20 protein-coding genes are annotated in these 18819 nt (G+C 64.5%); 9 read left to right on the top strand and 11 right to left on the bottom strand.

The features are described 5' to 3' along the window. Positions 1–57: 57 nt before the first annotated feature. Both JLZ96_RS24655 and JLZ96_RS24650 read right to left on the bottom strand, forming a co-directional pair. Complete coding sequence (locus JLZ96_RS24655) at positions 58–810, bottom strand: SWIM zinc finger family protein (protein ID WP_032368786.1); 753 nt, start codon at positions 808–810, stop codon at positions 58–60. After that, positions 810–3653 (bottom strand): DEAD/DEAH box helicase, encoded by a 2844-nt coding sequence (locus JLZ96_RS24650; RefSeq protein ID WP_032365567.1) that lies wholly within the window; start codon positions 3651–3653, stop codon positions 810–812. Before JLZ96_RS24650 ends, JLZ96_RS24655 begins: the two co-directional genes overlap by 1 nt. A gap of 91 nt (positions 3654–3744) precedes the next feature. On the opposite strand from JLZ96_RS24650, the gene JLZ96_RS24645 reads away from it, so the two are divergent. From JLZ96_RS24645 to JLZ96_RS24635, 3 genes are all read left to right on the top strand, one after another. After that, positions 3745–4644, top strand: a complete 900-nt coding sequence (locus JLZ96_RS24645) for an NADP-dependent oxidoreductase (protein ID WP_201011541.1) — start codon at positions 3745–3747, stop codon at positions 4642–4644. 95 nt (positions 4645–4739) lie between these two features. Continuing rightward, positions 4740–5456 (top strand): HNH endonuclease family protein, encoded by a 717-nt coding sequence (locus tag JLZ96_RS24640; protein WP_032406298.1) that lies wholly within the window; start codon positions 4740–4742, stop codon positions 5454–5456. A 36-nt stretch (positions 5457–5492) separates the two neighbouring features. Next, complete coding sequence (locus JLZ96_RS24635) at positions 5493–6320, top strand: shikimate 5-dehydrogenase (protein ID WP_032373985.1); 828 nt, start codon at positions 5493–5495, stop codon at positions 6318–6320. 1 nt (position 6321) lies between these two features. Here JLZ96_RS24635 and nagB read toward each other — a convergent pair whose 3' ends face one another. The 3 genes from nagB to JLZ96_RS24620 are packed head-to-tail and all read right to left on the bottom strand — an operon-like array spanning position 6322 to position 9545. Then, a complete protein-coding gene (nagB, locus tag JLZ96_RS24630) occupies positions 6322–7116 on the bottom strand; it encodes a glucosamine-6-phosphate deaminase (protein WP_032406299.1) in 795 nt (264 codons plus the stop codon). Continuing rightward, positions 7117–8301, bottom strand: coding sequence for an N-acetylglucosamine-6-phosphate deacetylase (locus JLZ96_RS24625; protein ID WP_201011540.1), 1185 nt, complete (start codon positions 8299–8301; stop codon positions 7117–7119). Further along, the gene (locus JLZ96_RS24620) at positions 8298–9545 is read right to left on the bottom strand and encodes a PTS transporter subunit EIIC (protein ID WP_032365561.1); all 1248 of its coding nucleotides are present in this window, start codon (positions 9543–9545) and stop codon (positions 8298–8300) included. Before JLZ96_RS24620 ends, JLZ96_RS24625 begins: the two co-directional genes overlap by 4 nt. 177 nt (positions 9546–9722) lie before the next feature. On the opposite strand from JLZ96_RS24620, the gene JLZ96_RS24615 reads away from it, so the two are divergent. Next, a complete protein-coding gene (locus tag JLZ96_RS24615; RefSeq protein WP_027497937.1) occupies positions 9723–9953 on the top strand; it encodes a glucose PTS transporter subunit EIIB in 231 nt (76 codons plus the stop codon). After that, on the top strand, positions 9950–10414 hold the full coding sequence (locus JLZ96_RS24610) for a PTS glucose transporter subunit IIA (protein ID WP_201011539.1): 465 nt from the start codon (positions 9950–9952) through the stop codon (positions 10412–10414). Before JLZ96_RS24615 ends, JLZ96_RS24610 begins: the two co-directional genes overlap by 4 nt. Positions 10415–10416: 2 nt before the next feature. On the opposite strand, the gene JLZ96_RS24605 is transcribed toward JLZ96_RS24610, so the two are convergent. Further along, positions 10417–11163 carry a GntR family transcriptional regulator gene (locus tag JLZ96_RS24605; RefSeq protein WP_027497939.1) on the bottom strand — a complete coding sequence of 249 codons (747 nt, stop codon included), beginning with the start codon at positions 11161–11163 and terminating at the stop codon, positions 10417–10419. 174 nt (positions 11164–11337) lie between these two features. Between JLZ96_RS24605 and JLZ96_RS24600 the strand changes: the two genes are divergently transcribed. Beyond that, positions 11338–11814 carry a thioesterase family protein gene (locus JLZ96_RS24600; protein WP_027497940.1) on the top strand — a complete coding sequence of 159 codons (477 nt, stop codon included), beginning with the start codon at positions 11338–11340 and terminating at the stop codon, positions 11812–11814. Positions 11815–11816: 2 nt separating this feature from the next. Here the strand turns inward: JLZ96_RS24600 and JLZ96_RS24595 are convergent, their stop codons facing one another. Beyond that, a complete protein-coding gene (locus JLZ96_RS24595) occupies positions 11817–12842 on the bottom strand; it encodes a phosphotransferase family protein (protein WP_201011538.1) in 1026 nt (341 codons plus the stop codon). 107 nt (positions 12843–12949) lie between these two features. Then, the gene (locus JLZ96_RS24590; RefSeq protein ID WP_141214498.1) at positions 12950–13264 is read right to left on the bottom strand and encodes a hypothetical protein; all 315 of its coding nucleotides are present in this window, start codon (positions 13262–13264) and stop codon (positions 12950–12952) included. A gap of 587 nt (positions 13265–13851) precedes the next feature. Here JLZ96_RS24590 and JLZ96_RS24585 point away from each other — a divergent pair. After that, complete coding sequence (locus JLZ96_RS24585; RefSeq protein ID WP_155291244.1) at positions 13852–14565, top strand: hypothetical protein; 714 nt, start codon at positions 13852–13854, stop codon at positions 14563–14565. A 37-nt stretch (positions 14566–14602) separates the two neighbouring features. Here the strand turns inward: JLZ96_RS24585 and JLZ96_RS24580 are convergent, their stop codons facing one another. From JLZ96_RS24580 to JLZ96_RS24570, 3 genes are read right to left on the bottom strand one after another with little or no spacing between them, the layout of a single operon-like run. Continuing rightward, positions 14603–16024, bottom strand: a complete 1422-nt coding sequence (locus tag JLZ96_RS24580; protein ID WP_027497942.1) for an NAD(P)(+) transhydrogenase (Re/Si-specific) subunit beta — start codon at positions 16022–16024, stop codon at positions 14603–14605. Then, positions 16024–16347 carry an NAD(P) transhydrogenase subunit alpha gene (locus JLZ96_RS24575; protein ID WP_027497943.1) on the bottom strand — a complete coding sequence of 108 codons (324 nt, stop codon included), beginning with the start codon at positions 16345–16347 and terminating at the stop codon, positions 16024–16026. Before JLZ96_RS24575 ends, JLZ96_RS24580 begins: the two co-directional genes overlap by 1 nt. After that, complete coding sequence (locus JLZ96_RS24570; protein ID WP_032391964.1) at positions 16347–17465, bottom strand: Re/Si-specific NAD(P)(+) transhydrogenase subunit alpha; 1119 nt, start codon at positions 17463–17465, stop codon at positions 16347–16349. Before JLZ96_RS24570 ends, JLZ96_RS24575 begins: the two co-directional genes overlap by 1 nt. A gap of 254 nt (positions 17466–17719) precedes the next feature. On the opposite strand from JLZ96_RS24570, the gene JLZ96_RS24565 reads away from it, so the two are divergent. Together JLZ96_RS24565 and JLZ96_RS24560 are read left to right on the top strand one after the other, a co-directional pair. Then, positions 17720–18160, top strand: a complete 441-nt coding sequence (locus tag JLZ96_RS24565; RefSeq protein WP_201011537.1) for an HIT family protein — start codon at positions 17720–17722, stop codon at positions 18158–18160. Continuing rightward, the gene (locus tag JLZ96_RS24560) at positions 18157–18801 is read left to right on the top strand and encodes a Type 1 glutamine amidotransferase-like domain-containing protein (protein WP_201011536.1); all 645 of its coding nucleotides are present in this window, start codon (positions 18157–18159) and stop codon (positions 18799–18801) included. Before JLZ96_RS24565 ends, JLZ96_RS24560 begins: the two co-directional genes overlap by 4 nt. Positions 18802–18819: the final 18 nt, after the last annotated feature.

Here is an 18819-nt window from a genome sequence, read left to right as displayed (position 1 = left end):
GCGTGGAATTAAGTACGCTCATCCTATAGTCGGATGTCCATGTAAGTCCAGGAGCGGTTACATTCGGTCGTAGAACGCGCGCAGATCAGCGCAGGCCCGGCTGACTTCCGCCTCCGTCGAACCGTCGGCGCGAAAGATTCTGCGCAGGATCAGCGGATCGAGATCGTCCGTCGCCGGAGCGAACGACACTTTCGGAAGTTCGGGGAACGCCGCACGATCGCCGAACCAGTCGTCCGGGTCGAACTCCTCGTCGCTGTCGCCGACCCCCTCGATCAACTGATCCAGATCGACACCGCGCAGCGTCAGGATCGTCCCCGCGGACGCGTCGATGTGCTCGGCGGCGATGTACATCAGCGCTGCCGCGTGTTTGCACGGCCACCCGTCGTCGGGGCACGAACAGTCGAAATCCAGTTGCCCCTTGTCGTGGGGAAGCAGCACCGACGCCAGCGCCTGAGGAATCGCGTTGGACGCGAGTTCCGCCAGCATGCCGGGGTTGGATCGCACTCGGCCGACGAGCGCGGCCACCTCGCCTTCGGTGAGCGGCTCCACGCTGACCGACGCCGAGAACGGTTCGAGTTGACTGCCCTGCACCTCGCCGTAGATCTGCCCGCGTTCGACGCCGAGAGTGAGCACCTGACCCTGGCGGGCATAGGTCCGGCCCCGTGCGATCCGGCCCGGGTCGGCCAGATCCTCCATCGCGGCCACGAAGTGCCTGCCCCACCACGTCTGCCCGAAGGCTCCGCGCTTGTTACGAGACTCGATGCCGCCCTTGGCTTGTCGACGCTTACCGTACTGCGAGAAGTCGGCCATCACTCCCCCACCGCGTCTTCGCTGAGACGAAACAGTTCCTGCAGTTCCGCAGTGTCCATCTCGGTCACCCAGCTCTCACCGGTGCCCACCGCCAGATCCGCCAGATCCTGCTTCGACACCAGCATCGAATCGATGCGTTCCTCCACGGTGCCCACACACAGCAGCTTGCGCACCATCACATTCTTGCGCTGGCCGATACGGAAAGCGCGGTCGGTCGCCTGGTTCTCCACCGCCGGATTCCACCAACGATCGAGGTGCACAACATGATTGGCGGCAGTGAGATTGAGCCCGGTACCACCGGCCTTGAGCGAGAGCATCATGATCGGCGGACCGTCGTCGCTCTGGAACTTCTCGACCATCTCGTCGCGCTTGCCCTTGCTCACGCCGCCGTGCAGGAACGGCACCTGAACTCCGAAACGCTCGGCGAAGTACGGTGCCACGAGCTCACCGAACTCTCGAAACTGCGTGAACAACAACGCCTTCTCGTTGTCACCGAGAACGGAATCGAGCATGTCCTCCACCAATCCGATCTTTCCGGAACGGTGCTGACCTCGCTTGAGTACCGACGAGCCGTCGGACAGGAAATGCGCGGGGTGATTGCACACCTGTTTGAGGCGAGTGAGGGCCGAGAGCACCGCACCCTTGCGTTTCATGCCCTTCGCGTCGGCGATCTGCGCCATCATCTCGTCGACGACCGCCTTGTACAACGCCGCCTGCTCGGCAGTGAGGTTGGCGCGCACGGTCATTTCGTTCTTCTCCGGCAGATCAGAGATGACCGTGGGATCGGTCTTGACGCGACGCAGAATGAACGGAGACGTGATGGCACGCAGCCGCGAGACCGCGTTCTCGTCGTTCTCCCGCTCGATAGGCACCGAGAACCGCTTCCTGAAGTCCGACGGCCGTCCCAGCATGCCCGGGTTCGCGAAATCCAGAATGGACCTCAGCTCGTCCAGCCGGTTCTCCACCGGCGTCCCGGTGAGCGCCAGTTTGTGATCGGCCGGAATGGCCAGCGCCGCCTTCGCCTGCACGGTGCCTGCATTCTTGATGTGCTGCGCCTCGTCGAGAACCACACGGCGCCACGTCTGTGCGGCCAACTGCGCGCGGTCCTTGGCCATCAATGCGTACGTGGTAACTATCAGGTCGTGCTCCGCGATCGCTCGATCGAGCTCCTCGTCGCGTAACCGCGTCGGACCGTGGTGCACCAGAACACGCAGTGCAGGAGTGAATTTCGCGGCCTCACGTTGCCAGTTACCGACCACCGACATCGGGGCCACCAACAGCGTCGGAGTCGCACTGTTCTCGTGGGCGAGCAGCGTGAGCACCTGCAGTGTCTTGCCCAGGCCCATGTCGTCGGCGAGCACGGCACCGAGACCGAGCCGGCTCATGAACGCGAGCCAGTCGAGACCGCGTTGCTGATAGGGCCGCAGAGTCGCCCGGACACCGTCGGGCACCGGGATAGTTTCCGGAACCGCCCCGGGTTCGAGCAACGTAGCCGCCCAGCCGGTGGCGCGGATGTCCTGGACCGGAGCCGGAGGCGGATCGGCCAACGTCATCTCACGCATCAACGTGCTGAGCGCAGTCCCGTCACCGTGATGCTCGGCGACGTACTTCGCGGCCCGCGCCAGCTGTCCCCCGTCGGCGAGCACCCATTGCCCGCGCAGCCGGACGAGGTCGCCCTTCGAGACGGCAAGCCGGTTCATCTCCGCCTCGGTGAGCACCATGTCGCCCAGCTGCAGTTGCCAGTCGTACGACACCAGCTCGTCCATCCCGACGGCACGATCGGCCGCAGCTTTGGTCACCGCGGGTGACTCGACCCGCAACCGCATCGACGGATCCAACCTGGTCCAGGCCCTCGGCAGCAGGACCGTCGTGCCGGTGGCCTGCAGCGCAGTGGCACCGTGTTCGACGAGATCGATGACCACCGACGTCGGCAACAACAGGTCGAGGGTGCCCTCCTGGGTGGGCAGATCACGCAGCCTCGGGTAGGCAGCCACGGCCTCGCCGAGTTTGCGCACTGCCGTCGACAGCAAGGTCGCGTCGACCTTGCGGCTCATCGGGACCGGACGCGGCGCCTCCCCGTCCGCGCGCAGGCACACCTGAAGTGTCCAGAACGACTCGACGGCATCGTCCGCGGCACCGTCGGCATCACCCGTCTCGCCGTCCTGGTCGTCCGGTTCGAGCAGGCGCAGCACCAGCGCCGGTTCGTCGACGGTGAGGCTGGCGCGCCAATTGTCGAACAGCGTCGAGATCTTCTGCGTCCCATCGAGATACGGATCGTCACGCACGAGGGCCGACAGCAACGGATGCTCGGAGTCGGGCTTGCCGAGCACCGATCTGACGATCGGGTCGGTGAGCTCCTCGACCATGTCGTCCAGAAGCTTCTTCGGCCGTTCGTTCGCCCGCTGCACCGACGGCATCGCAACAGCGAGCTCGCTGAGCCACGCGCGTTGACGCTCGCCGCCGACCAGCCGCCAACGCGGCCACCACTGGCCGTCCATCAATTTCAGTGCCGGCACCACTCGTCCGGCTCGGACCCACCGTTCGATGCCCTGGGCGACGTGGCCCAGGAACCGGAGGTCTCCGGAGATCAGCGGGTGGGTCGACGGGGTGCGGAGCAACAGGTCGGCCGCATCGTGCGGAGCCAGCGCGATCGCCGGCAGTTCGACCGGATCCCGAGGGGTGGCGCGTCGAGTGGAGTCGGGAAACGTCACTCGGGCGCGATGCCGGAACGTGCGGGTGAGCACGTGCGAGTGTGTCGCCGGTAGGTCGGGTTCGTCTCCGGTGCTGATCTCGTCGTCCCAGAGCAGCAATCCGGCACCGGGAGACCAGAGACCGTGCAGCATCGGTCCATCCAACCAGCACGCACCGACATACCCGGCGCCGATGTGTCTTCGATGAGGCACCGATGTGTCATCGATGAGGCACAGTGGTCCCATGATCGCGTACGGCTTCGACGAATACGGCGGCCCCGACACCGAGACATTTCTGGACCTCCCCGTGACGGAACCGGGATCGGGGCAGCTTCTCGTGGCGGTACATGCCGCGGGGGTGAATCCCGCAGATTGGAAGGTGCGGGCGGGTAATCGCAAGGACACCGTGCAGATCACTTTGCCTGCGGTGCTGGGGCGGGAGGTGTCGGGCACTGTTGTGGGCGTCGGCTCGGGAGTGGACGGGTTCTCGGTCGGTGACGAGGTCTTCGGGGCAACGGCGTCGGGTCACGGCGGCTATGCGCAGTACACGCTGCTCAACGCGGCCGGTACGGCACACAAGCCCGAGGCCGTGTCCTGGTCGGTCGCGGCGACACTGCCGGTGGCGGCCGGGACCGCCTTCGACGCACTGCGAGGGTTGGCGCTGACTGCAGGCGACACGGTTCTCGTTCTCGGCGCAGGCGGCGGTGTGGGTTCTTCGGTTCTGCAGCTGGCGCGTGCCGACGGTATCGACGTTCTCGGGGTGGCGAGCTCGGGCAAGCGGGAGTGGATCGAGAGCCTCGGTGCGGAGTTCGTCGAGTCCGGACCCGAGTACGTCGGTTCGATATCGCGGCCGGTGCACGGCATCGTCGATCTGGTCGGCGGCGACACTCTTCGCGCGGCCGCTGCGAAGACCGGCGCTCCGATCGTCAGCGTGGCCGACCCGGTGCTCGCCGCCCAGTGGGGTGGGTCTGGAGCAGTGCGCGAGCGCACCACTGCGGCGTTCACCCGATTGGCCGATCTGGTCGTGACGGGCGTCCTTCGTCCACGCATCGATCACACGTTTCCACTCGACCGCGCAGGCGAGGCTCTTGCGCTCGTGGAGAACGGGCACGCACTCGGCAAGGTCGTCATCGAGGTCCGCTGACACCCGACCGTGTCGGGCGGTGTCGGTACCGTCCGGCACACTGCTGTCGCGAGGTACGAGAGTCGGCAAGATCGAAGTTTCACGATGGGGCGTGTGTGAAGAAGCTGTGGGTAGCGGCGGCGTTGGTGATCGCCGCGATCGTCATGGCGACGTTCGAATCCTGTGACCGGTCCGACATACCGGGATTGGCTCCCCCGCCCCCGGCTCCGGGCAGCCCCACCCGCGCCCAGATCGAAACGCTGTTGGATCGGGTGGCCGTCGTCGCCGCACGACCCGATCCTCGTGGGTACGAGCGCGGATGCAAGAGCGGTGAAGGGTGCGTGTTCGGACCGGCGTGGACGGACGACTACGACGGACCGGGCGGGCACGACGGGTGTGGAACCCGCGACAACGTGCTGGCACTGTCGATGACCGAAGTCGAGTTCAAGGCCGGCACCCGAGACTGCGTGGTGCTCTCGGGCTCCCTGGACGACCCCTACTCCGGTGAACGGTTGCAGTTCACCAAGTCCGACGCCGGCAAGATCCAGATCGATCACGTCTATCCGTTGTCTGCCGCCTGGGACATGGGTGCCGACAGCTGGGCAGCGGACAAGCGCATTCGTTTCGCGAACGACATCGCGTTCAATCTGCTGGCGGTCAACGGGCCGGACAACCAGAGCAAGAGCGACAAGACGCCGTCGCAGTGGATGCCGCCGAACGCGGCGTACCACTGTTTCTACGCGGGCAAATATCTGTCGGTGGCGGCCCAGTACGAGCTGCCGATCACCGAGGCCGACCGCCGCGCCCTCGCTTCGGTGGCCCCCGGCTGCTGATCCAGCGATGCGAACGCGGGCGGTAAAGTCTGGCCAATGGCAACGACGTCGTCGCGCAGCTTTCTCGACCGTGACACCCAGCTCTGCATGTCTCTGTCGGGAAGGCCGAGCAATATCGGAACCCGCTTCCACAACTACCTGTACGACGAACTGGGATTGAACTTCGTCTACAAGGCGTTCACCACCACCGATCTCGCGGCCGCGGTCGGTGGAGTCCGTGCACTCGGTATCAGGGGATGCGCGGTCTCCATGCCGTTCAAGGAAGACGTGATCGAGCTGGTCGACGTCATGCACGAATCTGCGAGCGCGATCGCATCGGTCAACACCATAGTCAACGAGGCGGGCGTGCTGCACGCCTACAACACCGACTACCAGGCTGTGGCCGATCTGCTCGCGTCGAGCGATATCTCGACCGACTGTTCGGTGGCCGTGACCGGCAGCGGCGGTATGGCCAAGGCAGTCGTTGCCGCACTGCGGGATTCGGGTTTCACCCGCGGCACCGTGGTTGCCCGCAACACGTCGACCGGTCCGGCTCTCGCCGAGGCGTACGGATACGACTGGTCGGCCGAGTCCGTCGAAGCCGACTTGCTGGTGAACGTCACCCCGGTGGGAATGGCGGGCGGCCCCGCTGCCGATTCGACTCCCTTCACCGAGTCGCAGATCCATGCGGCACAGGCAGTGTTCGACGTGGTCGCGATGCCGTCGGAGACACCGCTGATCACCGCGGCGCGTGCGGCGAACAAACCGGTGATCACCGGCGCTCAGGTCATTGCCCTGCAGGCAGCAGAACAGTTCGTTCTCTACACCGGAGTTCGCCCGTCCGACGATCAGATCCAGCGGGCGTCGGAATTCTCCCGTCGCTGACTCACAGGCGTTGCCACGCGGGCTTGTTCGCGTAGGCGTGGCGGTAGTAGTCCGTGAGAGCGAGGGACACGGCAGCTGCCTCGTCCACCAGTACCGTCACGTGTGGATGCCACTGAATCGCGGACGCAGGACAGCGTGCCGACAACGGCCCCTCGACGGCCGCGGCCACCGCGTCTGCCTTGGATTCTCCGGTAGCGATGAGCACGAGATGACGCGCCTCGTCGATGGTGCCGAGGCCTTGCGTCAGCACGTGGTGCGGCACCTCCTCCGGCGAGGGGAAGAAGCGCGCATTGTCGACCCGAGTCTGTTCGGTGAGCGTCTTGACCCGGGTTCTCGACCGAAGTGACGATCCGGGCTCGTTGAAGCCGATGTGTCCGTCGGTGCCGATGCCGAGAATCTGCACATCGATACCACCGGCCTCCCCGATCGCGGCGTCGTATCGTCGCGCTTCGGCAGCGATGTCGACGGCTTCACCGTCCGGCGAGAACACCGCGGAATCGTCTAGGTCGACGAGGTCCACGAAGTTCTCGCGAATGAACGAAAAATACGACTGCTCAGCAGTTCTGGGTAGCCCTATGTATTCGTCGAGCAGAAACGCTCGACACCCAGCGAAGGACAGCCCTTCCTCGCGATGTCGGCGGGCCAGCTCGCGATACGTGCCGACGGGACTCGACCCGGTCGCCAACCCGAGGACGGGGCCCGATCCCGGGACCGAGTCGGTTCGCACGACGCGCTCGACGACGTCGGCCGCGGTTCGGTCCACGTCGGTAGCTGTAGGGAGTACGACGATCTCCATCTAACTTTCCTCCTCGATCGCGCGTCCGCCGCGAATGACCTGCACCGGCTCGAAGGATGCGTCGACCACCAGCACGTCCGCTCTCGATCCGGCGACGAGAGAACCGGTTTCGGCCCCGATCCCGATCAATGCTGCCGGGGTGGTTGCCCCGGCACGCACTGCGTCGAGCAATGGCACGCCGGCGTCGAGCACTGCGCGGCGTACCAGGTCGAGCACACTCGACGTGCCGCCCGCGATCGGGGCCGACTCGGGATCGTTCTCCCGCGACAGGCGGGCGACCGAATCGTGCACGGTGACATCCAGCGGCCCGAGCCGGTAGCGGCCGTCGGCCATTCCCGCTGCAGCCATCGCGTCGGACACCAACGCGATGTTCCCACCGCCGACGAGATCGAACACCGCTCGCACGGTCTCGTCGGCGAGATGTACTCCGTCGCCGATCAATTCGAGCACCATCGACCCTCGCGCCGCGGCAGCCAAGCATTCGCTGACCGGCCCCGGCGACCGATGATGCCAGGTGGGCATCCCGTTGAACAGGTGCGTGGCACCGATGGCACCCTCTCCGAGGGCGTCGATTGCGCTGCGAGTGGTGCGTGCGTCGGCGTCGGTGTGCCCGATGCTGGGGACGATGCCGTTCTCTCGCAACATGTGTCCGACGGCCGTGAAGCCGTCGACTTCGGGAGCAAGTGTCATCGACCGTACCGATCCCCGCCCGGCGTCGATGATGTCTGCCAGCAGACCGGTGTCGCCGCCGCGGAGTGACGCGGGGTCCTGCGCCCCGCAGCGGGCAACAGACAGGAACGGCCCTTCGAGGTGGACCCCGGCGATGTCCCCCGACTCGTACAGATCGGCGAGCGTCGACGTCTGCTCGACCAGTCGCCCAGGGGATGCCGACACCAGCGATGCGAGCATCGTGGTGGTGCCGCGGCCACGGTGGTGCCATACCGCGGTCATCAGATCGGCACGGGCAGAATCCGGGAACGACGCCCCGCCGCCGCCGTGGCAGTGCACATCGACCAGGCCCGGCAGGATTGTCGAATTCGATTGCGGTGGAGCCTCGTCGGGCCACGCCACCACCGGACCCACCCAGGAGATTCGATCGCCGGACAATGCCACGACGGCGTCGTCGATGACCGCGTCGGGTGTGACGACCCGCCCCCTGAGCGCCGTCGTGATGGATTCGCTCATGCCCGGTCGGGTTCGAGCACCGCGTCGTCCTCGCGGCCGGGGGTGCGCAGGTTCCACTTCTTGATGACGAAGCTGAACAGGAAGTAGTAGATCACCGCATACACCAGGCCGATAGGAATGAGAAGCCATGCCTTCGTGGCGATTCCGTAGTTCAACAGATAGTCGATACCGCCGGCAGAGAAGAAAAAGCCGTCATGGATTCCCAGGGCATTGGTCAGTGCCATGGAGGTTCCGGTCAGCACGGCGTGGATGATGTAGAGCGGCCAGGCGACGAACATGAACGAGTACTCGAGCGGTTCGGTGATGCCGGTGACGAACGCAGTCAGACCGGTGGACAACATGATTCCGCCGACGATCTTCTTCTGCGACGGCTTGGCGTTGCGATAGATCGCGAATGCAGCGGCAGGCAGAGCGAACATCATGATGGGGAAGAAGCCGGTCATGAAGACTCCCGCGGACGGATCTCCCGCGAAGAATCGGTTGAGATCGCCACGCACCAATTGACCACTCGCGTCCTGATAATCACCGACGAGGAACCAGACGACCGAATTGAGAATGTGGTGCAGTCCCGTCGGAATCAGCATGCGATTGGCGAAACCGTAGATCCCGCTACCCACCACACTGTGATCGGCAACGGTGTTTCCGACCCAGTTCAGTGCGCTGTAGAAGAGCGGATAGACGAACGACATGACGACGGCGACGACGAGGCCGGTGACAGCGGTCAGGATGGGAACCAGACGTCGTCCGCTGAAGAAGCCGAGGTAATCCGGCAGTTTCTGGCGGTAGAACCGCTGCCACAGAATGGCGGAGAGCAAGCCGATGACGATGCCGGCCAACACGCCGTAGTCGATCACGGCCGGATCGCCGTTCGCGTCGACTTTGCCTTCCAGTACCACCGGTGACATCGCGGTGAAGACACCGTTCATCACCATGTAGCCGACGACGGCGGCGAGGGCGGTCGAGCCGTCCGATTTCTTGGCCCAGCCGATGGCGATGCCCACGGCAAATATCAAGGGCAACCAGGTGAACACCGCCTGTCCTGCAGCGGAGATGACGGCCGCCGCGGTGCCCAGAGCACTGAATCTGCCGAGGAGGTCGTCCTGGCCCAGCCGCAACAGGATTCCCGCCGCAGGAAGAACCGCGATGGGCAGCATGAGACTGCGCCCGAATCGCTGCAACCCGGCGAGAGATCTGGATTCCTTCTTCGGTTCGGCTTCGGCCGAGTCCGTCTTCTTCAGGGTCATGGCGACCTTCTCTTCGAGGCTGGTCCGGCAAGGGAGTTCTACTGTTGTGACCGGATGACATCAGGGGTACTGTCCGGTCATTACCAGTTGTAGTTTGGCCAGGTGACGACCACATGTCAACCCGGAGATGTGACCTCGCCGACACCACTGCACACGAGAAGGAAGCGGGAACAGAACATGGCCAAGGCGGACGCGATCGTGAAGGGCCTCGGCGGTGCCGACAACATCGTAGAGATCGAAGCGTGCATCACCCGGCTCCGTACCGAGGTCAAGGACGGGTCGCTGGTGGACGAGGCTGCGCTCAAGGCAGCCGGTGCGCACGGAGTGTTCCACAAGGGGACAGCCGTGCAGGTCATCGTCGGCCCGGAGGCCGACACCCTCGCCGAGGACATCGGCGACATTCTGTGAGCGGGACCTCGACGATCTCCAGTCCTGTTGCCGGTGAGGTCATCTCGCTCGCCGACGTCCCCGACCCGGTCTTCTCTTCGCAGATGGTGGGCTCCGGGGTCGCCGTGCGCCCGGCGGCCGGTAGCGGGCCCGTCGAGGTGCGGTCTCCGATAGCCGGCAAGATCCTCAAACTCCACCCACATGCGTTCGTCGTGTTCACCGACGACAAGGCGGGAGTGCTGGTGCACATCGGCATCGACACCGTGAAGATGAAGGGCCAGGGTTTCGAACTCGTTGCAGCAGAGGGCGATCGGGTTCAATCCGGCGATCTCGTGATCACCTACGACCCTGCGGCGATCGCGGAGGCCGGATACTCCGACGTGATTCCCGTGGTCCTGATGGACTCCGAGCCCGATGCCGTCACGAGCGCGGCCGTCGGAACGTCGGTGGCACAGGGTGACTCGCTGTTCGTGTTGCCCTGAGCCTAGCGGCGCTGCGTGGTGCGCCGCTCCCCCTGCACCTCCATCGAGAGTTGGTACCGGTCGCACCGGTACCAACTCTCCGTGTGCTCGATCGGCTCGTCGCCGCTGAACGACACTCGGTCGAAGTACAGCACCGGTGCGCCGCGTTTGGTCCCCAGCAGCGTGGAGGTGTCACTGTCGGCGGCTGTCGCTTTGACGGTCTGCTCGGCTCGATCGATGGTCAGGCCGTAGTGGTTGCGCACGGCCTCGTACACCGACTGACTCAGATCGTGGTCGATCAGCCCCGGAAGGAGTTCGGCCCGGTACCACCCGTCGTCGACACTGACCGGCTCGGCATCGGCCAGCCGTAGCCGTTTGATGTGGTACGTCCGATCACCGTCGACCAGGCCCAGAGCACGAATCGTTGCTGCCGAGGGCTTTTCGAGTCGCGCGAACAGGACCACCGTCGTCGGCGTCAGCCCCTGGGCACGCATCTCCTCGGAGAACGACGCCAGGTGCAACCGCGACTGCACGGTACGAGAAGCAACGAACGTCCCTTTCCCACGTACCCGAACCAGATGTCCGTCGTTGACGAGCTGTCCTATCGCCTCGCGTACCGTGATGCGACTGACGCCGTAGTCCTCCATCAACCGACGCTCGCTCGGCATCAGATCCCCCGGCGAAAGCTCCTTGGTGCAGCGGTGCAACAGTATTGCGCGTAGCTGTTCGTGCTTCGGGATCTGACTGTCCCTCAGGTGTACGGGCATCACCACTGCGCCGGCCTTTCGATCACTCGCAGAACCAGCGGTACGGACTGGTCCGGTCCAACCAAAGACTACGTCACAACGGCGATACCGAGGAAGCATTCGCCCGGACTCAGCCTCTCCGATGCCTCGAATCCGGTCGCGTTTGTTGCCGACGTGGCGACGGGTTAGCGTCGTGCCATGACGGAGTCGCCGAAGGACAGCGTGGAATTGTCGAATGCGTCGGATTTCCCGGCGCTATGGCCGGTGTCGACCCGATGGGACGACAACGACCACTACGGCCACGTCAACAACGTGACGTATTACGCATACTTCGACACCGCAGTGAACGGGTGGCTCATGGAAACGACGGGTGTGGACATCAGGACTCTGCCCGCGATCGGCGTCGTGGCCGAAACCTCGTGCCGCTACCTGTCCGAGCTCAGTTTTCCCGATCGCCTTCAGGTCGGTCTTGCGGTGGAGAAGCTGGGCACCCGCAGCATCGTCTACTCGCTGGCCTTGTTCCGAGAAGCCGAGGACGACGCACTGACATTGGCCGCTCGGGGACGGTTCGTTCACGTCTACGTCGACGCGAACTCCCGTCGCCCCGTCCCCATTCCCTCCGAAATCGAAACTGCGGCACGCACTTTGGTGATCGGAACGTCAGTAGACGCCTGAATCTAGAGCCCGATTTCGTCGGCGCGCTGCAGCGCTCGGGTGACGATGTCGTCGATCAGCGTGGTGGTCGGCGCGCCGCCCACGGCGCGGTTGCGTGAATCGGCTTCCATCCGGCGCATGACGCCTTCGGCGATGATCGACAACTTCCACAGCGCCAGCACTTCCCAGAATCCGGCATCGGTCACATCGCGGCCCGTGTTGTGCGCGTAGGACTCGACCAGCTCCGCCCGGGTAGGGAAACCGGGCAGAGTCGATGCCATGAAAGGACCGGCAACCCCGTCGTCCGCCTGAGGCCAGTAGGCGAGCAGACCACCCAGATCCGCCAACGGGTCTCCGAGCGTGCACAACTCCCAGTCGACGACGGCAACCACGCGGCCGTCGTTTCGAGCGGTGATGACGTTGCTCAGATGGAAGTCGCCGTGAACCAGCGTCACCTCGTGCTGCTCGGGGATCTTGGCCGTCAATCGTGCTGCGAGCGAGTCGATTCCAGGAACCTCCCGGGTTCGGGAGGAGTCCCACTGCGTGGTCCACCGCGCGATCTGACGCGCAGCGTAGGGCTTGCGGCCGGCGAGGTCGGCAAGACCCGACGACTCGAGGTCGACACGGTGTATGTCGGACAACGCCGCGGTCAGACCGAGTCCGACACGTCGACGCTGATCGGGGTCCAACTGTTCGGCAGCCGACACAGAGTCGACGACGACCCCGTCGACGAAACTCATCAGGACCAACGGAACCTCGGAAATGCCTGGATCCTGCGTGATCGCAATCATTTTCGGCACAGGGACCGGCGAATTCTGCAGACCGGAGAGAATCCGGTGCTCGCGCACGACGTCGTGGGCCGACGCCAACAATTTGCCCAACGGCGGCCGGCGAAGGACCCACGCACTGCCACCGGCGTCGCGAACCGCATACGTGAGGTTGGACTGGCCGTTACCGATGCGCTGAAACGAGAGCGGCGATGTTGCGCCTATCCCCAGCTCCGCGATCCACGTCGACACTGCATCTTCGTCCAAGCCCACCACGCCCATACAAAACCCTCACTTCGTTGTGCGGCACCGTTGCCGACGGACATCACCGGTTCGGGTGATCGTAACGAAGCGGTGCCAACGGATGCCGGTGGCACGAGCACAGACGGTCAGCTGGCGCGACCGAACGCGGAGATCAGCGCCGGAGTAGCAACGGCAGCGGCCTCGTGCCGCTTGACAGCAATTTCGTCGATTTCGCCGACGAGCAGTGCGGTCATCGACTCGGGCTCAGCACACCAGACGGACGAGATGTTGTGCACCTCCGCGGGTGCGAACAGTCCACTGGTGGACAGCGCGTCGATCCATTCGGCAACGGCATCGGCCGTGGGCTCCGGCATCACCGTACGGTCCAGCGAGTCCGCTTGGAACTCGTTGCAAAAGAACGCGCGGACCATATCGAGCTGCCCCTGCGACATTGTGGTCATGTTCTTCTCCTTCGAGTTTCCGACTTCTGTTGGTGCCGAATGCCCGTTCACGAGTTGCGATGAGCCGACCAGACCGTGTTCAGATCGTTACCAACTTGGCCGTAACGGGGGAATACGGTTTTCCGATGCGGCTGAAACTACGCCCTTTTCGACGGTCTCGCCCAGGGTGAACTGGACTATGTGACCATAGTCACACAGATCGGCCCATCCGATCAACGACTTGCAACGAATTCATAGTTCGCATTTCAAAATACTGTGACAGGAGACAAACTCCGCACAAAAGTCCAGGTAGGCGCGGTGCGACACTCGAGAGCAACTACTTGGAGCCGCAGTCGAGTAGCCTCCCCTACACCGCACTGGACCACGCACTCCGACCGATCGGTTGGTTGCAGGGTCAAATTCTACTTTCGGTTCGGTTTTTCGGCTGTTTACAGACTCCAGGAATTTGACAGATCGCCATTACTAGGTTGCGGCTACAACAAGGAATCGACGCTTCTTCGTCGTGATCCGACCGTTACCGCAGATGCTCAGCCGGCTCCCACGATGCTCACACCTCACGCTCAGCCGACTGCGGCAGTCTGGCGTCCATGCGATCACCGAGTCTCGACAGCGGACCGATCCGGTCACCCCGTGGAGCCGGCAACGAGAGCCGTTCGGCGAACACGAGCGAGCGAGCGCACCGACGGGCGATCCGCACCCGGCTGACGGTGTCGGGCCTCTGCGCGGCGCTCTTGTCGGTACTACTGATGTGGGTGCCGAACATGGCACCGGTGTGGCCCGTCTCCACGAGCCCGGCTGCCGCCCTGGCCTCGCGAGCACTGAGCACTATTGACGTCACCGCAGTGCTGACCGTCCTCGCCGCCCTCACCGTTGTCGCCCTGGTCCGAAAACTGCCTTACGGCATCGGGGTGGTGATTGCCTGCGTCGTCGGCGCGGAAGTGACCACAGCTCTGGTGCGTCACCTCGCGGCGTCGTCGACAACGGCCACCGACCTTCCGAGCGGGCAGCTCGTCGCTGTCACAGCGCTCGTGGGGGCCGCGTCGATGGTGGCATCGGCCACGTGGCGGCCGATGATCCTCGGACTCGGGACCGTCGCCGCCCTCGCTGTCGGAGTGGCACAACTGGCCGTCGGGTCCGTCTCCCCCGTCGGGATTGTCAGCGCACTGCTGATCACGGGCGTGTGGTGGCCGGCGTGCTCGGTGGTAATGCTCTTCTCACCCGCAGCCGCTGCCCGCGAGGCTCGAAACCCGTTCGATACCGCTGCCCTCGTCGCCCAACGCAGAATGGGACGCTTCCGTTGACACGGAAGCGTCCCATCCGGGCCGAGATGGCGACCGACTAGAGGGCCTTGAGCTCCTCGGTCACCTCGGACACCGACTTCTTTGCGTCGCCGAACAGCATCGACGTGCCTTCCGCGAAGAACAGTGGGTTCTCGATTCCGGCGAAGCCGGACGACATCGACCGCTTGAGGACGATGACCGACTTCGACTGATCGACGTTGAGAATCGGCATCCCGTGAATCGGGCTCGACGGATCGTTGCGCGCCGCCGGGTTGGTCACGTCGTTCGCTCCGATGACCAACGTGACGTCGGTGCGAGAGAACTCGTCGTTGATATCGTCCATTTCCTTCATCGCGTCGTACGCGACGTCGGCCTCGGCGAGCAGCACGTTCATATGTCCCGGCATGCGACCGGCGACGGGGTGAATGGCGTACTTGACCTCCACGCCCTTGGACTCCAGCAACTTGGCCATGTCCTTGACGGCATGCTGTGCCTGAGCGACGGCAAGGCCGTAGCCGGGCACGACGATGACCTGGTTGGCGTAGGCCATCTGGATCGCTGCGTCTGCCGCCGAGGTCGCCTTGGCGGTTCCCCCACCTGCACCGGCCGGGCCTGCAGCCGCGTCGCCGCCGCCGAATCCACCTGCGACGATCGCCGGAATGGACCTGTTCATGGCCTTGGCCATGAGGTTGGTCAAGATCGTGCCGGACGCGCCGACGATCATGCCCGCCACGATCATCGCGGTGTTGTTGAGCGCCAGACCCGCAGCCGCAGCAGACAGACCGGTCAGAGCATTGAGCAGCGAAATGACGACCGGCATGTCCGCGCCGCCGATGGGCAGTACCACCGTGAGACCGAGGATGCCTGCCAGTACGAGAACCGCGACGATCCACCACTGCGATACGCCGCCGCCCGGAGTGGCGTTGATGCCGATGACCACTGCAGCGGCCACAGCGCCGATCAGCAGCAGAGCGTTGAGCGGCTGCTGCAACTTACCGATGGTGATCGGCGAGCCGGGCAGAGTTTCCTGCAGCTTCAAGAAGGCGATGAGAGAGCCCCAGAACGAGATGGAACCGATGATCGCCGCGAAGAGTGAGCCGATGACGATATGCACCGTCGGCGACTCTCCGTGGTTGAAGTTCGAGAATCCGGACGTGTCGAGGAACTCGGCCCACGCGATCAGTGCGACCGTGCCACCGCCGACGCCGTTGAACAGAGCCACCAGCTGCGGCATCGCCGTCATCTTCACCCGTCGCGCAGGCGGGATTCCCAGCGCCACGCCGACGACGAGTCCGACGATGATCAGGATCCAGTTACCGGTGTCGCGAATGGATATCAGCGTGGCCACCACGGCGATGAACATGCCGACCGCGGCGATCTGGTTGCCCCGCACGGCTGTCTTCGGTCCGGTCAGACCCATCAGACCGTAGATGAACATGCCGAAGGCGACGATGTAGAGAATGTTGACAAGGTTGTCCATCAGGAGTCAGCACCCTTCGAGGTCTTGGCGGGCACCGGCTTGGACTTGAACATGCCGAGCATGCGGTCGGTGACCACGAAGCCACCGATGACGTTGACGGTTCCGAACACCAGCGCGACGAACAGGATGACCTGCAGTCCGATGGACGGATCGTGCACCTTCCCCAGGACGACCAACGCACCCAACACGACGATGCCGTGGATGGCGTTGGTTCCCGACATCAGCGGGGTGTGCAAGGTGTTCGGCACCTTGGAGATCACCGCGAAACCGACGAACCCGGACAACACCAGGATCGCGATGTTCGCGAGAAGCGGGGTGTACATCAGTTCTCCTTCTCACGTGTCACGCAGGCACCGGCGAGCACTTCGTCGGAGAAATCCGGAGCGAGTGCGCCGTCGACCAGCATGAGCTCGAGCAAAGCCGAGATGTTCTTCGAGTACAGCTCGCTGGCGTGCTCGGGCATCGTGGCAGGCAGGTTCAACGGCGAGCAGATGGTGACGTCGTGCTTGACGACGGTCTGGCCGGGCTCGGTGAGTTCGCAGTTTCCGCCGGTCTCACCGGCCAGGTCGATTACGACGCTGCCGGGCTTCATACCCTCGACTGCGGCGGCCGTCACCAGACGCGGTGCGGGACGGCCGGGCACCAACGCCGTGGTGATCACGACGTCGAATCCCTTGATGGCCTCTTCCAGGGCACGCTGCTGCTGGACGCGTTCGTCCTCGGTCAGCTCACGCGCGTAGCCGCCTTCGCCGGCAGCATCGATCCCCAGATCGAGCCACTGCGCGCCGACGGAACGGACCTGGTCGGCTACCTCCGGTCGCACGTCGTAGCCGGTGGGTCGACCACCGAGACGCTTCGCGGTGGCCAGGGCTTGCAGGCCGGCCACACCGACACCGAGAACGAGCACAGTCGCCGGCTTGACCGTTCCGGCGGCGGTGGTCAGCATCGGGAAGAACCTCGTGGACTCCGACGCGGCCAACAGAACGGCCTTGTACCCGGCGACGTTCGCCTGAGAAGACAAGGCGTCCATCACCTGAGCGCGGGAGATACGCGGAATGGCTTCGACCGCGAACGCCTGTACTCCGGCGGCCTTCAGCGCGCCGATGCTGTTCTCGGCATTGCGTGGGGCGAGGAAACCGATGAGCGTCGAGCCCGACTTCAGCCTCGAGATCTCTGCGTCGGTGGGTGGCGCGACCTTGACCACGACCTCCGAGCCCCAGGGATCGCCGATCGTGGCCCCGGCTGCGACATAGAGCTCGTCCGGGATCAGAGCGCCGAGTCCGGCACCCGATTCCACGACGACCTCGACACCCTTGCCCGTGAGCGCGGCAACGATCTTCGGGACCAGAGCGACACGTCGCTCACCTTCCCCCGATTCGCGGACCACACCGACGACCGTCGTGGATCCCGAACCCTTTTCAGTGCTCTGCGATGTATCCAAATCTCCGTCTTCCTGCGTTGAATGGTGCCCACCGATCGGCCAATGGCTCGAAATCTGCGACGAGTGGACGAACCCATGCGACAAGGCACGAGGTTCCTGATAGTAGCCACAGGTAATGGAGCGCGGGTAACCCAGAACACAGTCCGATTCGTTCTGAATCGAGTCCGTTTCGACATTTCGCGACTACAGGGCGAGCAATTGTGATGCACGCCATACAGGTCTATCCGTGATGATCGGACCTTACAGTGACAATCGTGGAATCTTGCATCTTCTGTGCCATCGTCGCCGGCGACGCACCTGCCCACCGCGTGTTCGAGAACGAGCACACCGTCGCCTTTCTCGATATTCGACCGATCAGCAGGGGCCACGTTCTGGTGGTTCCGCGCAAGCATTCCGCAGACCTGACCTCCACCGGACCGGACACAGCTGCCGACGTTTTCCGCGTCGGGCACACGCTGGCGCGCGCAGTGCGCGACTCCGACCTCCGCGCCGACGGTGCAAACCTGGTGATCAACGACGGCGTCGCCGCATTCCAAACCGTCTTTCACCTGCATCTGCACGTGGTGCCGCGCTGGGACCGCGACCGGCTGAAGTTCGCGGCGGGGTTCGTCACCCGTCGCCTGCGTGAACCCGAACGGGTGGCCGAGGCAATTCGATCCGGAATGGCCAGGGTCGCCGGGGAGCAGACCCCGTGAGGTTGTTCTTGTCTTCGTATCGATTCGGCGGCCATTCCGACGAGTTCGCCCGCCTCACCGGCCCGCCCGCCGATCTCGCGGTCATCGCCAATGCGGCCGATGCCTGGCCCGCCACCGCCCGCGAATCCTCGCTCCGCAGCGAGTTCGGACCCCTGCGCGCGTTGGGATACCGGCCGTCGGAGTTGGATCTGCGCGATTTCGCCGGGAGGCCGGCCGCATTCGAGCGCGCCCTGGCAGCGTTCGACGCAGTCTGGGTCCGCGGTGGCAACACGTTCGTGTTGCGCGCTCAGATGGCTCGTTCCGGTGCGGACGACGTCATCCGCGGGCGCGTTCGGGCCGACACCATCGCCTACGGCGGGTACAGCGCGGGAGCGTGTGTCGCTGCGCCGTCGCTGGCCGGGGTCGAGGATGCCGACGACCCGAACGAGGTACGGCCGGTCGCAGGCATCGATCCGATGTGGAGCGGGCTCGGTCTCGTCGACTTCTCCGTCGTCCCGCATCTCGATTCCGTGCTAAACGAGAAGGATTCGGGGTGGGCGACGCTGCGCCGTCTGCGACGCGAGGGAATCGAAACTCACGGACTGACCGACAGCCAGGCAATCGTGGTCGACCACTCCGGGACGACAATTCTGGGCACGTGACCTGCGATCCGTGTGACC

The sequence above is a fragment of the Rhodococcus sp. NKCM2511 genome (assembly GCF_014905595.1).
Taxonomy (GTDB): domain Bacteria; phylum Actinomycetota; class Actinomycetes; order Mycobacteriales; family Mycobacteriaceae; genus Rhodococcoides; species Rhodococcoides fascians.
This window is presented reverse-complemented; position numbering and strand designations above follow the sequence as displayed.

Excerpts from the sequence above, each read along its gene's own strand:
- JLZ96_RS24575 (WP_027497943.1), bottom strand. The coding sequence starts at position 16,347 with ATGTACACCCCGCTTCTCGCGAACATCGCGATCCTGGTGTTGTCCGGG.
- JLZ96_RS24580 (WP_027497942.1), bottom strand. The coding sequence starts at position 16,024 with ATGGACAACCTTGTCAACATTCTCTACATCGTCGCCTTCGGCATGTTC.
- JLZ96_RS24590 (WP_141214498.1), bottom strand. The coding sequence starts at position 13,264 with ATGACCACAATGTCGCAGGGGCAGCTCGATATGGTCCGCGCGTTCTTT.
- JLZ96_RS24585 (WP_155291244.1), top strand. The coding sequence starts at position 13,852 with ATGCGATCACCGAGTCTCGACAGCGGACCGATCCGGTCACCCCGTGGA.
- JLZ96_RS24600 (WP_027497940.1), top strand. The coding sequence starts at position 11,338 with ATGACGGAGTCGCCGAAGGACAGCGTGGAATTGTCGAATGCGTCGGAT.
- JLZ96_RS24625 (WP_201011540.1), bottom strand. The coding sequence starts at position 8,301 with ATGAGCGAATCCATCACGACGGCGCTCAGGGGGCGGGTCGTCACACCC.
- JLZ96_RS24655 (WP_032368786.1), bottom strand. The coding sequence starts at position 810 with ATGGCCGACTTCTCGCAGTACGGTAAGCGTCGACAAGCCAAGGGCGGC.
- JLZ96_RS24635 (WP_032373985.1), top strand. The coding sequence starts at position 5,493 with ATGGCAACGACGTCGTCGCGCAGCTTTCTCGACCGTGACACCCAGCTC.
- JLZ96_RS24620 (WP_032365561.1), bottom strand. The coding sequence starts at position 9,545 with ATGACCCTGAAGAAGACGGACTCGGCCGAAGCCGAACCGAAGAAGGAA.
- JLZ96_RS24650 (WP_032365567.1), bottom strand. The coding sequence starts at position 3,653 with ATGCTGCACGGTCTCTGGTCTCCCGGTGCCGGATTGCTGCTCTGGGAC.
- nagB (WP_032406299.1), bottom strand. The coding sequence starts at position 7,116 with ATGGAGATCGTCGTACTCCCTACAGCTACCGACGTGGACCGAACCGCG.
- JLZ96_RS24615 (WP_027497937.1), top strand. The coding sequence starts at position 9,723 with ATGGCCAAGGCGGACGCGATCGTGAAGGGCCTCGGCGGTGCCGACAAC.
- JLZ96_RS24595 (WP_201011538.1), bottom strand. The coding sequence starts at position 12,842 with ATGGGCGTGGTGGGCTTGGACGAAGATGCAGTGTCGACGTGGATCGCG.
- JLZ96_RS24645 (WP_201011541.1), top strand. The coding sequence starts at position 3,745 with ATGATCGCGTACGGCTTCGACGAATACGGCGGCCCCGACACCGAGACA.